Raw genomic sequence first — 14,709 nt, 5'->3', positions numbered from 1 at the left:
CCCTCGGAATCGGGTTCTGGGCATGGGAACCTGGGTTGGGTGAACGGGGGCAACCCGGACCTGGAGGCCCTCACCCCTTGTGCACCGGCAGCTCCAGCCGGAGCCGCGCGCCGCCCTCGGGCCGGTTCTCCGCGCGCAGCGTCCCGCCGAAGCGCTCCACCATCTCCCGCGAGAGCGTCAGCCCCAACCCCGTCCCCTTCTCCGGCCCCTTCGTCGTGAAGAAGGACTCGAACAGCCGCGGCAGCACCTCGGGCGCGAAGCCCGGCCCGTTGTCCTCCACCAGCAGCGTCACCCTCCCCTCCTCCGCCCTCCCCGTCACCTTCACCTCCCCGCCCTGCACCTTCGCCTCCTCCAGCGCGTCCCCCGCGTTCACCAGCAGGTTGAGGATGACTTGCGCCAGCCTGCGCCTCGTCGCGAACACCTCGGGCAGCCCCTCGGGCATCTCCACCTTCAGCCTCGCCACGTGCTTGAGCCGCACCGCCGCCAGCCTCGCCGCGTCCGTCACCACGTCCGCCAGCGCGCACTCGCTCGGCTCCTCCACGTCCATCCGCGAGAAGCCCCTCAGGTCCGTGACGATCTGCCGGATGCGCTCCACCCCCGAGCGCGTCTCGTCGAACACCTCCTGGAATTCCCGCCTCGCCTCCTCGGGCAGCTGCTGCGCCAGCACCTCCGTGCGCAGGAACTCCAGGTTGGAGCACACGAAGGCCAGCGGGTTGTTGATTTCGTGCATCACGCTGGCCGCCAGCCGCCCCACCGTCGCCAGCTTCTCCGACTGCGCCCGGGTGTGCTCGGCCTTGGCCAGCTTCTCCATCGACTCGCGGCGCTCGCGCTCCACCCGCGCCTCGTGCTCGGCCGCCTGCGCCTTGCGGAACTGCGACGAGCCGTACACCCCGAAGAACGTCGCCGCCCCCACCGTGCCCACCCACGTCAGCGCGTTGAGCACCTGGCCATCCGTCACCAGCACGATGCCCAGCGCCCCCAGCGCGCTCGTCACCCCACTGAGGATGGCCAGCTTCGGCTCCTGCGGCTGGACGAGCGCCGACAACAGCGGCACCGAGGGCACCAGCGTCATGTACGGGCTGCCGCTGCCTCCCGTGAAGTGGACGAGGCCCAGCAGGAAGGCACCGGTGAGGACGCAGTGAGCATCCATGAGCCAGCGCAGCCCTCGCCCGTCCGCCCTCACCCACAGCCAGGTGTAGAGCAGCATCTCCAAGCCCCAGCCCATCCGAAGCAGCAGCGTCACGAGGCTCGGACGCTTCAGGATGAACAGGTCCATCACGTAGAGCGCGAGGATGGTCGCGGAGAACACCCCCGCCATCCTCCACTGCCGCCGCTCCTCTTCGCGCGAGACGCGGCGGGGGCTCCTGCCCTCGATGGGGTGCGGTGGGGGCATGGGGGTGGTGGAGCTCCAGCGAGGGGCTCCCTCCATGTTATGACGTTCGAGGTAGGGCTGCACTGCCGGGCTCCCCTCACCGCCGGGTGGCGATCACCACGCCCAGCCGGTAGCGCGCGTAGGGCTCGGGCAGGACGTCCCGCCGCACCTCCACGTCGAAGCCCCCCGCCTCCAGCAGGGCCCGCGCGCGCGGCAGCAGGAACGTCAGGTAGTACATGACGAAGGGCGGCTTCCACACCGCGTTGCGCACCCGCATGGCCGCGTTGAAGGCCTTCGCCATCCAATAGCCCGGCCGCAGCCGCGAGGGCTCCTCCCCCGTCACGAAGAGGAAGCGGCCTCCGGGCTTGAGCACCCGGTGGATGGCCTCCACCAGCCGCGGCTCGTCCTCCTCGGGGATGTGGCCGAAGGCGCCGAAGCTCGTCACCAGCTCGAACTCCTCGCGCCAGGGCAGCGCCAGCGCGTCGCCTTGCACCCACTCGAGCGCCGCCGGGCCCGGTGCGTCCGCCAGCCTCCGGCGCGCCTCGTCCAGCATGCCCTGGCTCAGGTCCACCCCCACCACCCGCTCGCGGCACAGCGGCCGCAGGTGGCGCATCGCCGCCCCCGTGCCGCAGCACACGTCCAGCGCGCTCGCCACGCTCCCCGGCGGCCCCGCCTGCTCGAGGCTCGCCTTCAGCACGTCGTCCGGCGTGCGGAAGGGCGTGTAGTCGAACTTCGGCGCGAGCAAGTCGTAGCCCCGCTCCACCGAGCTGAGGCCCTGCTGGACGAGCTCCACGAAGCGGGGTCCCTTGGGGTGGAACATGCGCCCACCCTGTACTCCAATTCCCTCCTCCGGCGCGACCCCTCCCTCTGAGAATGTGGAAAAATCGCGTGGTTCTGAATAAAAGAGGGGTGGGTGAGTGTGCGCTGCCAAGCGCTAGACTCTGGATATTCTGTACGCCTCCGCCCCTGAGAGGTGCTTCTTGGAGGGCTCCCGGATGTCCAGTGGCTCAGGCTAGGTGGCGTTCTCGCCGCCGGTTCCCTTCTGAAGCGCTTTCAGCCCCTTCCGGTCGAGCCGGATCTTGCTTCCGCCAGGTACCTCGATCGTTGCCTCAGCGGAGGCGCCGAGCAGCGCGGAGGCGAGTTGGTCCGCGGGCTGGAGGGGCGCCTCCTTCGGCTTCTCGGGCTCGAACAGGCCGGCGCTGAGGCGTTCAACAAGGACATTGGGGATCTCCGCCCCCTTCTCGGCCTTCCACTCCATCGCCGTCTCGACGAGCCAGCTCGCGCGGTCGAGATCGAGGCTCAGGCGCTTCAAGCGGAACTCCTCGGAGGCGTGCTGCTCGAGCCAGCGGTTGTTCCACCGGATATAGAACACCGCCGTACTGACCAGGCCAGCCGTTAGAGCCGCCTGCTTGACCCACAGCCAGATCCACGTTGCGACTGGAAAGGACGCTCCAGTGTCCAGGTAGTGGAGGTTTTTCCAGGTCGAGACGACTGCCCCGGCACCGAGAAGCAGCATCAGTCCCCAGCAGGTCCACTCGACCGGTCTCCGAAGGTTCTGCGTACCCGCCGTGAGCTTGAACTCCTTGGCACTGGCCTCCAGCTCCTTCTTCTGCTCCTTCCGAATCTGACGCCGCGCGTGCCGGACATTACGGTCGTCAATGTCCGCGAGGCGAGCGTCGAGCTCCTTCTGCCGATCGTCCAGGGCCCGCTCACGCTCTTCGGCTTGGGCGCGGGCTCGCTCGGCGTTCGCCTGACGTTCAGCTTCCACGCTGGCCCGAAGCGCGCGGTACTCCTCCTCGAGCTGCACCCGTGTGTCGGAGGCAGCCTTGGCGAGATTCTCCGCCAACGAGCGCCCGAGGGCCTCAATGCGCTGCAGTTCCAGCTCACGGCGCTCAAGGTTCTGCTGCGTCTCCTTGCCCAGCAGTGCCTCGACACCAGCACGAGTATCGACTGCGAGAAGGCGCTTCTTGAGGTGCACGGTCAGCCGGTTCACCTCTGCCACGAGGTCCTGTGGCATCCTAAGGTTCTGCAGATTGCCCAGCTGGGCAGTGACTTGGTCATAGGCCTGCTGAGGATCTCGACTGATGGTGACCGTGACCATCTGTGCCCGAACGGGGAATTGAACGGTCAGCGTGCGCATGATGTCGCTGTCATCCGCAGGCAGTGCGTTCAGAATCGTTTCGCAGGATTGTGCGGTCTCCCCCTGCGCTTCCAGGGTGGCACCACTCTGAAACTGGAAGCTAACCGAATGGAGCTTCACCCCAGCGTCTTGAGCAAACGCCAGGACGGCGGCAATGACCTTCCGGTCAGGTTGTCGTACGGCAGGGAATCCAAAGTTGGTCCAGGACAATGAAGCGCCCTCTCATTTCGTAAGCGGGTGTTGAACCGGGGCAGGCAGGCTTCGTCTACCACAGCACCGTCAGTGCATCCGATGATGCGCAACGGCCGGCCTCCTGGTGCGCGGGGTGAGCCGCATGTCCCTGACGGCCGTGGGCCTCGTCCGTGCTTCGTCTGGGAATAGGAGCTCTGATGCTAATGCCGTCCCAACTCCCTGTCCCAGGCGTACAACTGCCCGTTCACCGCGTATCTGTCGGCGCTGGAAACATCCTCGAAGTCCTCCGGGGCAAGTACGGAGAGGCGCTCACGCAGGAAGTCCGGATCACTGAGCACCTCGCGGTGTTTGAGATGGGTGTTCGCCTCCACCACGGCAGGCATCACCCGGAGCACGGCCTCCAGGCAGTCCTCTCGGGTAGCGCGAGCCATGCGCACCACCGTCAGGGCCAGGTGCTCGCGGACCGAGGGCGGGCCTCCGGGGCACCAGGCCTCCAGGGTCTTGCGGTAGATGTCCTCCATGAGCTCTTCCAGCGTGTACGTCCTACCGGGCCAGAACGCGTAGCGAGGGCCCTGGAGCACCTCCCAGAAGCGGAGCACCGAGGCGAGCCGGTTCGCCACGCGCTCCACGCTCCGCGGCGGGGACGGAGACACGGTATAATCGAGTGTCCCCCACGGAGTGCTCAGGCAGAAGGACTCGAAGGTATCCCTCATGCGTTGACGCTCCTGCTTCGGGACGCCTTCATTCAAGTCCATGAAGACGTCGCCGAACAGGTGCATCCGCCAGCGCGGTTGGGCCCAGTCGAAACCTTCGGCCCCCGAGTGCATCACCAGCACCTCGCCGGACAGCACCTGGCGCATCTGCCGGGGCTGGGGAAAGGCACCGGTCTTCAGGTACTCCCGGGCCCACCAGCGTCCCTCGGCTCTCGCCTTGCGGCGGATGGCGGCGATGGTGCCGTAGAGCCACGCTGGAAACTCGAGCACCGGGGAGGGTTCCGGGGTCATGGCTTTTCGCCCTACCACAGCGGTCAGACGCGCCTCAAGCGACAGGCACTTCGCTCGCTCCAGGGGCGGCAGCCGCCTCCTGCCCGCTCAGCGGCAGTCCGCGGGCAAGTAGACCTGGCCCTGGAAGCCCTTGGGGCGTTCGCCCCCTTCATGGGCGGCCCGGATCGCCTGCCCGGCCAACTCACCGCGCTGCTCTATTTCTTCCCTGGGCAGCTCCTCTGCCTTCTGGGCCGCCCGCTCCTTCCAGGAAGCACCGGGTTTCTTGCGCCGGTAGCTCCAGCGGTACAGCGTCACTCCGGGCTCTGGCGTGCGCCAGGACAACTGCCAGAGTGCTCCCCCGTTCTCGAATTCGAGGAAGAGCGACCCCTCGAAGCCGGTGCCTCCCGTGAGCTTCTTGCCGGGCTCCACGGCCTCATTGAGCGCCGCCAGGTAGCGCCCCGCCTCTGCTCTCCCTTTCTCACGTGACTCCTCATTGTCTGGCTTGAGCTCGAACAGCATGAGGGCGTCGGTGTCGGTGATGTCCGGGCGCAAGCGCCTCACGAGCTCCGGAAGACGCTCGGGGTCTCCCAACTTCCCCCTCGCCACGATTCTGTAGAGGTCGACGGTGTTGAGGAAGACGACGTTGGAGGGATTCTGCACGCGGTAGGCGCTGCCAATGGCTTCATGCGCGGCCTTGCCAAGAAAAGCGCCCCAGGGCTCCTTGGAGTCCGGCTGACGGCCAGGGAGCTTGGAGGAGGGCGGCTGCGCCTGGGCACCGAGGGCCGCCACGAGCACCAGGAGAAAACCCGCCAGCCTCCAGGTGCTCCTCGTCCTGGTTCCGCTGTTCTTCATGTTCCACATGCTCCTCTCCGGTGCGGTGGCAGCCGGCTCTGGCTGTGTCCTAAGCGCGGGCCTGGAGGGGCTCGACGAGCATGGGCAGGCCGCCCTTGGGGCGCAGGGTGACGAGCGGCTCGGGCTCCACGGGGTGGCCGGGCACGGCGCGCAGGCGGAAGTGTTGGAGCACCTCGGCGGTGATGAGGGTGGCCTCCATGAGGGCGAAGCTGTTGCCGATGCACAGCCGCTGGCCGCCGCCGAAGGGCAGGTACGCCATGCGGGGGCGTTGGGCGCTCTGCTCGGGGGAGAAGCGCTCCGGATCGAAGCGCTCGGGGTCCGGCCACAGCCGCGGGTTGCGGTGGAGGGCGTAGGGCGGCGTGACGACGATGACGCGGGGGCTGGCGGGCACCCGCACCCCGGCGAGCACGTCCTCCTTCACCGGCTCGCGGGCGAAGATCCACGCGGGCGGGTACAGGCGCAGCGTCTCCTCGAACACCTGGGTGAGGTAGCGCAGCTGCGGGATGTCCTGGGCGGTGGGGGAGCGGCCGCCGAGCACGCGCCGGGCCTCGGCGCGGGCGCGGGCCTCGATTTCAGGGTGCTGGGCGAGCAGGTGCCACATCCAGGCGAGCGCATTGGCGGTCGTCTCATGGCCGGCGAGGAAGAGCGTCATGGCCTCGTCGCGCAGCTGGGCGTCCGTCATGCGCTCGCCGGTGTCGGCGTCCTGGGCGGCCATGAGGGTGGCGAGCAGATCATCCCCCTGCGTCTCTCCGGCGCGGCGGCGGGCGATGATGTCGAAGATGACGGAGTCGAGGGTGGAGAGGGCCTGGCGGAAGGCGCGGTTGCGGGCGGTGGGGAGGAAGTCGGGGGCGTAGAGGCCGAGCGAGAGGATGCGGTGGTTCGTCTCGGCGAGGGCGACGGTGAGGGCCTGGCCGACGCGGTTGGCGGTGCCGCTGACGTCGGTGGAGAAGAGGGCGCGGCCGACGATGCCCAGGGTGAGGTGCATCATCTCGGCGGAGACGTCGAGGGGCTCGGAGGGGGAGGGGCGGGCGCGCCAGCGGGCGAGCAGCTGCTGGGTGGCCTCGACCATGGAGCCGGCGAGGGTGGCGAGGCGCTCCTTGTGGAAGGCGGGCTGCATGAGGCGGCGCTGGCGCTTCCAGAAGTCGCCCGAGCTGGTGAAGAGGCCGTTGCCGAGCACGGGCCAGGCATCGCGCACGAGGCCGGAGGGCTTGGCGTAGCGGTCCGCGTGGTCGACGAGGACGTGTTTGATGAGCTCGGGGCTGGTGAGGGAGAGGAGGCTGATGGTGGGCCCCATGCGCAGCCGGACGAACTCGCCGTACTCCTGGTGGGCGCGCAGGAAGAGCTGGAGCGGGTTGTGGCGCCGCTCCTGGATGCTGCCCCAGAACCAGTGGCCCCGGGGTCCCGGGGCTTCTCCCAGCGTGCGTGCTTCCGGCATGGCGCGTCCCCTCGTGGGTGAGGTGGGCCGGCTCCCGAGGGGGAACCGGACGGGGGAGACGCTAACGGGGGAGCCAGGGAGGACGCACGCTCAGTGCATCGTGCTGGCTTCTGGCTCCTGGAAGGCGCCGCTGGAGACGCCGGTGCGGGCCTCGAACTCCTTGCAGCCGCTCATGCCGCTCACCTGCAGCTCGAAGTCAACGAGCTCCGGTTGGGTGCACTGGGCGACTTCGGTGTCATCGGGTTGGGCGTTGTGGCTGTTGAAGAAGCGGCAGCCCTTGCAGTTGCCCCAGGTGTGGTCCGCCATGGTGTGTCCCTCGTTGGGTAATGGCTCTCCCCTGGGAGGGTGGGGGTGGGAGGTGGTGGCAACAAGCGGCGCCTGCCCCGTCCGCCGGGGAAGGGGCGGGCGGCTTCATGCGATAGTGGGCGCATGCCCTCCGCCGAAGCCCCCGGCGCCACCACGCCCCGCTGTGCCGAGCACCCGGACGTCGCGGCCGCGGGCATCTGCGGGCGCTGTGGCGGCTTCTTCTGCGAGGGGTGCGCGAGCTGGGTGCTGGGCGCGGTCTACTGCACCGCCTGCGCCGCCCTGCCCGAGGTGAACTACCTGGAAACGTTCCGCCAGAAGCTGTGGGGCCGGCGGGACACGTGGGGCTGGTTCCTCGGCGTGGGGGGGCTGGTGGCGCTGGGCCCCGGCCTCACGCTGCTGGCGGCCGGGCACACTCCCACGGGGCTCTTCCTGCTCGCCTGCTCGGGGGGGGGCGTGGGGTGCTTCTTCGGCCAGTTCTGGGCCCGCGTGGGGCTGATCGCCCTGCCCGTGGGCCTGGGGGCGGCCGGGGTGGTCTACCGGGAGCCCCTGCTGCTCATGTCCGCCCTGTTCCTCCTGGCCATGGGCGTGTCCGTGCACCAGGACCCGCGCTTCAAGCTCTTCTTCCGGGTGCCGGTGACGGACGCCGTGCTGCGGCGGCTGTGGAACCGGCACGAGAACAATCCCCTGGCGCTGGTGGGGGTGCAGCTCGGGCTGTACGGGGTGTTCTTCCCGTTCTTGGCGCCGGTGGCGTTGGGGCTGGGCCTGGCGGCGCTGCGGCGCGTGAATCCCGAGGCCCGGCCGCCGATTGGCCGCAAGGGTCAGGCGCTGGCGGCGATGGGACTGGGAGCGGGCTCGCTGGTGCTGTGGGTGGGGCTCATCCTGCCGCGGCTGCCGGAGCTGCTGGGCCCATGAGCTGACAACCGCGCCCAATATCCCCTCGCCCTCCGGGAGAGGGACGGGGTGAGGGTATCGGGTGGACGTGGGTTGGAACCCGTGTCCCCACGCTGGTTCACGGGTTGAAGGACAGGGACAGGCACCCTCACCCCGACCCTCTCCCGAGGGGAGAGGGGACAGCTAGGGGGCCTGGAGACCGCACGGCCCCCCCCAGGGTGGAGGCCTGGAGGGGGCCCGTTCCCGAGCCGAGGTGGGAGGCACCCACCGTGTGCGACCGGCATCCTGGCGCGCGAGCGCGTCAGGGGTGCCGGTTCGGGACTACTCCTTCGCCTTGCGCAGGTCCCCGCTGTTCTTGATGTTGTTCTTCACGAGGGTCTCGGCGTCGCCGCACGCGCCCTGGGCCCGCTCGTCCAGGTAGAGCACGTTGCTGGAGAGCTGCAGGTCACCCGACTGGAGGCACGAGGCCACGGGCAGGCCCTCGAGCCACGCCTGGGGCTTGAGGAGCGCGAGCAGCTCGTCGTCCGCGTCCACGGTGACGCCGGTGGCGGACTGGAAGCGCGCGTCCTCGCTGAACTTGAGCTTGAGGTCCAGGATGTTGTCGGCTCCGTCGCGGGTGAAGGTGGCCCTGGCCAGGAGGCTGTAGCCCACGAGCGGCCCGGTGGCGACCTCGCCGGCCTCGGCCTCCTCGAGGCGGAAGTCGATGCGCTTGTAGGTGCCCGCGGGCAGGCGCAGCCCGGACAGGTCCGGCTGGGTGGCGCCCGTCATCAGGTCCACGACGATGGGGCCGGGGACGACCACGGTGCCCGAGCCGCTGCCGGACTCGCCGCCCTGGCAGGTGGCGCCCGAGAGCAGGCCGCGCACGTCGGCGCACTTCGTCCCCTGGGGCAGGTCCAGGCGGATGTCCTTGAGGTGGATGAGCGCCTCGGTCAGCGTGAAGGTGAGGCCTTCGCTGGAGAAGGTGGGCGCGGAGGGGCCCAGCGGCTCGAGGGCGGACACGAGGGCGCTGGCGGCCTGGGCCCGGTTCTCGTTGGCGGAGAAGCGCAGCGAGGCGCCCTCGCCTCCACAAGCGGTGAGGGCCAGGGTGGCGGACAGCAGCGTCTGACGGAGCGACAGGGTGGGCAGGTTCATGGCGGTGTGGGGAATGGGAGTCTCTTCCGGCCAGGAGCCCCTGCTTCCGGAGACGAAGACCCGGGGCGCCCCTTGCTGGCCACACGCCGTCATTTTCCCCTCCAGGGCCGGGGAGAGTCCGTGGAGGACAAAAGGAGCGGGGGCGCCTGAAGCGAGGGGGGCCGCGGCGTTAGACTGGCGCCTTCCCCGTGACAGCCGGAGGAGTTCCATGAGGCATGCCCGAGCCGTGTTCCTCGCCTTGGCACTCGCCGCCACGCCCGCCGTGGCCAGCCCGCCGAAGGAGTCCAAGCGCATCTCGTTGGACGTCACCCGCGCCAACGTGCACGACGTGCTGCGGATGCTGGCGGACGTGGGCCGGTTGAACCTGGTGGTGTCCGACGAGGTGCAGGGCACGGTGACGCTGTCGCTGCGCAACGTGCCGTGGACGGAGGCGCTGGACGTGGTGCTGGCCTCGCGCGGGCTGGGGATGGAGCGGCGGGGCAGCGTGCTGCGGGTGGCGTCGCTGAAGACGCTGCAGGAGGAGGCCGAGTCGCTCGCGCGGCTGAAGAAGGCGAAGGAGGAGACGGCGCCGCTGCGCACCTGGCTGATTCCGGTGAACTACGCGCGGGCGTCGGAGATGCTGCCGCACGTGAAGGGCGTGCTGTCGCCGAGGGGCAGCGTGAGCGTGGACGCGCGCACCAACACGCTCATCGTCACGGACGTGGAGGCGCCGAGGCTGCCGTAGGAGGCCCTTCGGGAGTCGCCTCGGAGACGCGGCCGTACCAGCTGAGGGCGAGCAGCACGTCGCCGCGCCAGGTGGCGGAGAGGCCGCGCTCGAAGTCCACCCCGCCGCGGGCGGTGAGGGCGAGCCCCCAGGGCCCCAGCCGTCCGCGAGCGCCGAGCAGGGCGCGGACGGGGAGGCGGGGGCCGCCGGTGCGCAGGAAGGCCTCGAGTCCGGCCTGGGCGCCGAGCAGGGCCTCGAGGCGGGGGCCGCCGAGGCTCGCGGTGAGGCCCGCGTGGGGCCCGAGGCCCAGGTCCGCGGCGCCGCGCACCACGCCATAGGTGGTGAGCCCGAGCTGCGCCGAGGCCTGGAAGGGCCCCTGTCCCGAGGTGAGCTGCCACTGGCCGGCGCCGCGCAGCTCCAGCACGCCGGTGGAGGGCAGGACGAACAGCTCTCCACCGAAGGCAGTGGGCCGGGAGCCGGGCACGGGCGGCGCGGCGAGGAGGAAGCCGAGGCCCACGCCCTGGGGGCCCGCGAGCAGGGAGAGGTGCGAGTCGTCCACGCGGCCGCGCGCGGTGAGGACGGGGGCGTCGGCGGTGGCCACCGGGGCGAGCAGCAGCGCGGTGGAGAAGACGAGGGCTCTCATCGGGCGGTGACCTCGGTGCCGGGCACCTGGCGGATGTCGTCGGCGCCGGTGCCCTGTCCGGCCAGCGCGGCGTGGAGGAAGCGCGAGAGGACCTCGGTGATGCGCTCGTGCGCGGTGTCGAGCGGCACGGTGGGGGCGCAGCCGTCCTCCACGTCCCGCCGGTCGCTGGCGGTGAATTGGAAGTGGGTGACGCCCTGGAGGACGACGAGCACCGAGGGGGCGGGGAGGCGGGAGGCGTCCTCGCGGACGCGGGGCAGCTCCGAGAGGCAGTCCCGCTCGCCGGCCAGCGAGAGCGAGGGAATGGCGAGCGAGGGAATGCGCCCGGAATCGGCCGGGTCGGGGTAGCTGGCGAGGAGGGCGAGGGCCGCGAAGCCGCCGTCGAGGGCGAGCTTGGCGGACACGACGCCGCCGAGGGAGTGGCCGGCGACGGCGATGCGGGTGGGGTGGACGAGGCCCTCGAGGAGCGAGCCTTCGGGAGGCGAGGTGAGGAGCTCGCGGGCGAAGTGGCCGTTGTCGATGGCGAAGAAGGGCAGGTCGAGCGGATGTGAGGGCAGCGCGACGACGTAGCCGCGGGCGGCGAGGGACTCGGCGAGCCAGTAGTAGTCCTCGGGAGGCACGAGGCCGCCGTGGACGAGGACGAGCGCGGGGAGCGGTTCGCCGCCGGTGGGCCGTGCGGGATGACCCTCGGAGTCCGAGGGGAAGAGCACGCGCACGTCGATGAGATCCGTGTGGCGGGCGCGGACCTGGAAGAGGGCGGAGGAGACGGGGGTGGGCCCGGAGCGCAGCAGCGTGCCGGAGGTGGGCGCGGGGAGCGCGCAGCCGGACAGGGCTGACAAGAGGAGGAGGAACAGCGGGGCCGGCTTCATACGAGGGACTCGAGGGGGCACACGGGTAGGCCCTGTGTAAGGCCCGGGCCCGGGGTTCGCCAGGGCGAGTGGCAACCCGGGTGCACGCGCTACCCTCACCCCGTCCCTCTCCCGGAGGGCGAGGGGCAGGAGGCGGAGAGCTTTCCGGCGGCGAAGGGCGCGAACTGGTCCGACTGCAGGGTTGGTCGGAACAGCTGATTGAGGCTGGTCGGCAGGAGGGCACGGCGAAGTCCTCGGCTCCGCCATTACCGAGTGCTCCCATGCTCGGTCGCCACTCCATAGCTGTTCTGGCCAACCCTGCTGTTGGACCAGTTGGAGACGAGCGCGCCCGGGAGCCGGGGCTCAGTCGCCGGCCTTCCGGTGGCGAAGGGCGCGAACTTGTCCAACTGTTGGACAACTTTTGGAAGAGCGCGCCCGGGAGCCGGGGCTCAGTCGCCGACGATGCCGATGCGGACGCGGTGGTGCTCGGTGCCGAGGGCGGTCTTGAGGGTGAAGTCGGCCACGTCTTCGGCGTAGACCTGACGGCCGCCAGTGGGCAGGGACTCGACGGCGGTGCGGTACTTGCCCGTCTTCACGCCGCTGGGCATGACGGGGGGGCACACCACCACCCAGTCGAGGTCGCTCTCCTGGAGCACCTGGAGCGCGCCCCGGTGGTCCTCGAAGGCATGGCGGAGGAAGGGGGGCAGGCCGTGCTCGCCGGCGAGCCCTCCGGCGGGGTGGGGCAGCAGGCCCGCGGCGCCCACGGTGACGAGCCGCTGGACGCCCTCGGCCTTCATGGCGGTGACGATGGCACGGGTGGCCTGGGTCACCACGGTGACGGCATGGGTCGCGTCCCGAGCGCCGATGGCACTCACGACGACCTCGGTGTTGCGGATGGCCTCGGCGACGGTGGAGCCGTCCTCGATGCTGCCCTTCTTGACGAAGAGCCGGCCGTGCTTGAGCCCCAGCCGCTTCGGGTCGCGCACATACGCTGTCACCTCGTGCCCCTGCCCCAGCGCATCGTGCACCAGCGTGTGCCCGACGCGCCCCGTCGCTCCGAAGACCGTCAACCGCATGGGTGTTGCTCCTCCGTGCCCCGTCCCGAGTGCATGGGCCCCTCGGGCCCTGGCTCGGACGAGCGAGGCTCCCGGTGTATAGCGCCCCCGGCACCGGGTTGTCCGCAAGCTGTTCACGGCACGAGGCGTCCAGAGGCGCCGGGTGGATCGGGGATTCCCGCTACCGGGACTCGGGGTGCGTGGCGTTACGGTGACGCGGCCAGGTGCGGGGCCTGGGCCAGGCGCTCGACGGCGGCCGCCAGCTTCTGCATCTCCTGCTGCAAGCCCTGGAGGGTCTGGCCGAGCCTGCGCATGTGCTCCTCGTGCCGCTCGAGCGTGCCTTCCACCGCTCCCAGGCGCGTATCATGCTGGTCGAGCCGTTTGGACAGCATGGCCCGCATCGAGTTCATCTCCAGGTACATGGCCTCGAGCGTCGACTGCTGGGTCCTCTTGATTTCACCGGCCATCCAGAGGTTCCGTTCCTGCGCCTGGTCCCGCGAGTGCTGAAGCTCAGCGGCCAGCTCCCTATCGCGCGTCTTGCTGGCAGCCGCCTCTTGCTCCGCCCTGAGCGATAGATCCTTGAGTTGCTCCTCCAGCCGCTGCTGGCCCTGCTCCATCAGAGCCAGGATCCGCTGCTCGCCTGGCGTGAGGGACTGCTCGCCCATCCCCGTGGGCACCGACGTGGACCGTTCCATCGACGCACTCCTCCTGTGGTGACTTCTCCAGTAGGTTGACCCATGAGGTCACTTCCCGTCAAGTCACCGCTCAGGTCATGTGCTCGCGTGCCCGCTCTCCGGGGCAGCGCCGCTCACTCGCCGGTCAGCTTCGCTTCCAGCTCGTCCAGCTCGCGCTTCACCGACGCGTCCGTCTCGCGCTGCTTCTCCACCTTGCGCACCGCCGAAATCACCGTCGAGTGGTCCTTGTTGAACCGCGCGGCGATCTCCGGGAACGAGCCCTTCGTCAGCTTGCGGCTCAGGTACATGGCCACCTGGCGCGCATGGGCCAGCGCCTTGTGCCGGCGGTCCTCCTTCAGCGCCTCCACCGGCACCTTGTAGTAGCGCGCCACTTCCTTCTGGATGCTCTCCACGTCCACCACCTGCCGGGAGGGCAGCACGTCCTTGAGCACGTGCGAGGCGAAGTCCACCGTCACCGGGTGCCTCGACAGCGAGTGGATGGCGCTCACCTTCACCAGCGCTCCCTCCAGCTCCCGCACGTTCTTCTGGAACGCCCGGGCGATGAAGTGCGCCACCTCGTCCGGCAGGTCCAACCCCTCCAGCACCGCCTTCTTCTGGAGGATGGCCACCCGCGTCTCGAAGCTCGGCTCCTGGATGTCGGTGATGAGCCCCATGCTGAAGCGGCTGCGCAACCGCTCCTCCAGCCCGGGCACCTCCGCCGGCACCATGTCGCTCGTCAGGATGATGGCCTTGCCCTGCTCGTGCAGCGTGTTGAACGTGTGGAAGAACTCGCGCTGCGTCTCCTCCTTGCGCCCGAGGAACTGCACGTCGTCGATCATCAGGACGTCGCACTCCTCGCGGAACTTCCGGCGGAACTCCGGCATCCGCTGCTCGCGCACGCTCTCGATGTACTCGTTGGTGAACTGCTCGCTCGACAGGTACACCACCCGCTGCGTCGGATCCCGGTCCCAGATCTTGTTGCCGATGGCGTGCAGCAGGTGCGTCTTGCCCAGCCCGGTGCCGCCGTAGACGTAGAGCGGGTTGTAGGCCCGGCCCGGGGTGTCGGCCACCGCCTGGGCCGCCGCGGCCGCCAGCTGGTTGCTATCGGCCACCACGAAGTTCTGGAAGGTGAAGCGGGCGTTGAGCCGGGGCGGCCGGGCCCCGTTGGACTTGACCGCCTGTGCGGGTTTGAGCTCCGGCGGAGGCGCCAGGCCCGGCACCACCTCGTAGGCCACCCGGGTGGGCGAGTCCGTCACCTTGGCCAGCGTCGACTCGAGCAGCCCCCGGTAATGGTCGTCCACCCAGTCCTGGTAGAAGCGGTCCGGCACGGCCAGCACGAGCGCGTCGTCGCGCACGTCCAGGGCCTGCATCTTGCCGAGCCAGTTCAGGGCGTACTCCTTCCCGTCCTGCGTGAGGCGGTCCAGCAGCCTCGCCCAGAGATTCTCGGCACTTGGCTGTGGGGGCAGGGGGCGGGCGAGCGCGGTCAC

The 14,709-nt window shown here is 70.0% G+C and carries 15 protein-coding genes; 2 read left to right on the top strand and 13 right to left on the bottom strand.

Features of this window, described 5'->3' with window-relative positions:
- Positions 1-70: 70 nt before the first annotated feature.
- The 7 genes from NR798_RS00075 to NR798_RS00045 all read right to left on the bottom strand — a co-directional run bounded on the left by NR798_RS00075 (position 71) and on the right by NR798_RS00045 (position 7,280).
- Positions 71-1,393: a sensor histidine kinase gene (locus NR798_RS00075; protein WP_375769309.1), complete on the bottom strand. Its 1,323-nt coding sequence runs from the start codon at positions 1,391-1,393 to the stop codon at positions 71-73.
- 76 nt (positions 1,394-1,469) lie between these two features.
- Positions 1,470-2,192, bottom strand: coding sequence for a class I SAM-dependent methyltransferase (locus NR798_RS00070; RefSeq protein WP_375769308.1), 723 nt, complete (start codon positions 2,190-2,192; stop codon positions 1,470-1,472).
- Between the two features lie 192 nt (positions 2,193-2,384).
- On the bottom strand, positions 2,385-3,632 hold the full coding sequence (locus NR798_RS00065) for a hypothetical protein (RefSeq protein WP_375769307.1): 1,248 nt from the start codon (positions 3,630-3,632) through the stop codon (positions 2,385-2,387).
- Positions 3,633-3,904: 272 nt separating this feature from the next.
- Positions 3,905-4,708 carry a hypothetical protein gene (locus NR798_RS00060; RefSeq protein WP_375769306.1) on the bottom strand — a complete coding sequence of 268 codons (804 nt, stop codon included), beginning with the start codon at positions 4,706-4,708 and terminating at the stop codon, positions 3,905-3,907.
- Positions 4,709-4,795: 87 nt separating this feature from the next.
- The gene (locus tag NR798_RS00055) at positions 4,796-5,539 is read right to left on the bottom strand and encodes a hypothetical protein (RefSeq protein WP_375769305.1); all 744 of its coding nucleotides are present in this window, start codon (positions 5,537-5,539) and stop codon (positions 4,796-4,798) included.
- A gap of 49 nt (positions 5,540-5,588) precedes the next feature.
- Positions 5,589-6,974, bottom strand: coding sequence for a cytochrome P450 (locus NR798_RS00050; protein WP_375769304.1), 1,386 nt, complete (start codon positions 6,972-6,974; stop codon positions 5,589-5,591).
- Positions 6,975-7,064: 90 nt separating this feature from the next.
- Positions 7,065-7,280, bottom strand: a complete 216-nt coding sequence (locus NR798_RS00045; RefSeq protein ID WP_375769303.1) for a hypothetical protein — start codon at positions 7,278-7,280, stop codon at positions 7,065-7,067.
- 123 nt (positions 7,281-7,403) lie between these two features.
- Here NR798_RS00045 and NR798_RS00040 point away from each other — a divergent pair, with 123 nt between their 5' ends.
- The gene (locus NR798_RS00040; protein WP_375769302.1) at positions 7,404-8,192 is read left to right on the top strand and encodes a hypothetical protein; all 789 of its coding nucleotides are present in this window, start codon (positions 7,404-7,406) and stop codon (positions 8,190-8,192) included.
- Positions 8,193-8,492: 300 nt separating this feature from the next.
- On the opposite strand, the gene NR798_RS00035 is transcribed toward NR798_RS00040, so the two are convergent.
- The gene (locus tag NR798_RS00035; RefSeq protein ID WP_375769301.1) at positions 8,493-9,395 is read right to left on the bottom strand and encodes a hypothetical protein; all 903 of its coding nucleotides are present in this window, start codon (positions 9,393-9,395) and stop codon (positions 8,493-8,495) included.
- A 115-nt stretch (positions 9,396-9,510) separates the two neighbouring features.
- Here NR798_RS00035 and NR798_RS00030 point away from each other — a divergent pair, with 115 nt between their 5' ends.
- Positions 9,511-10,026 carry a secretin and TonB N-terminal domain-containing protein gene (locus NR798_RS00030; RefSeq protein ID WP_375769300.1) on the top strand — a complete coding sequence of 172 codons (516 nt, stop codon included), beginning with the start codon at positions 9,511-9,513 and terminating at the stop codon, positions 10,024-10,026.
- Here the strand turns inward: NR798_RS00030 and NR798_RS00025 are convergent.
- From NR798_RS00025 to dnaA, 5 genes are all read right to left on the bottom strand, one after another.
- Positions 9,995-10,648: a hypothetical protein gene (locus NR798_RS00025; RefSeq protein ID WP_375769299.1), complete on the bottom strand. Its 654-nt coding sequence runs from the start codon at positions 10,646-10,648 to the stop codon at positions 9,995-9,997. The genes NR798_RS00030 and NR798_RS00025 overlap by 32 nt on opposite strands.
- Entirely contained in the window at positions 10,645-11,514 is an 870-nt protein-coding gene (locus tag NR798_RS00020; RefSeq protein ID WP_375769298.1) for an alpha/beta fold hydrolase, read from the bottom strand. Before NR798_RS00020 ends, NR798_RS00025 begins: the two co-directional genes overlap by 4 nt.
- A 428-nt stretch (positions 11,515-11,942) precedes the next feature.
- A complete protein-coding gene (locus NR798_RS00015) occupies positions 11,943-12,569 on the bottom strand; it encodes an NAD(P)-dependent oxidoreductase (RefSeq protein ID WP_375769297.1) in 627 nt (208 codons plus the stop codon).
- Positions 12,570-12,754: 185 nt separating this feature from the next.
- On the bottom strand, positions 12,755-13,243 hold the full coding sequence (locus NR798_RS00010; protein ID WP_375769296.1) for a hypothetical protein: 489 nt from the start codon (positions 13,241-13,243) through the stop codon (positions 12,755-12,757).
- A gap of 113 nt (positions 13,244-13,356) precedes the next feature.
- Complete coding sequence (gene dnaA / locus NR798_RS00005) at positions 13,357-14,709, bottom strand: chromosomal replication initiator protein DnaA (RefSeq protein ID WP_375769295.1); 1,353 nt, start codon at positions 14,707-14,709, stop codon at positions 13,357-13,359.

The sequence above is a fragment of the Archangium gephyra genome (assembly GCF_042230915.1).
Lineage (GTDB): Bacteria > Myxococcota > Myxococcia > Myxococcales > Myxococcaceae > Archangium > Archangium gephyra_B.
Note: the sequence above shows the minus strand (reverse complement) of the source record. Positions and strands in the feature narration are given on the sequence as shown.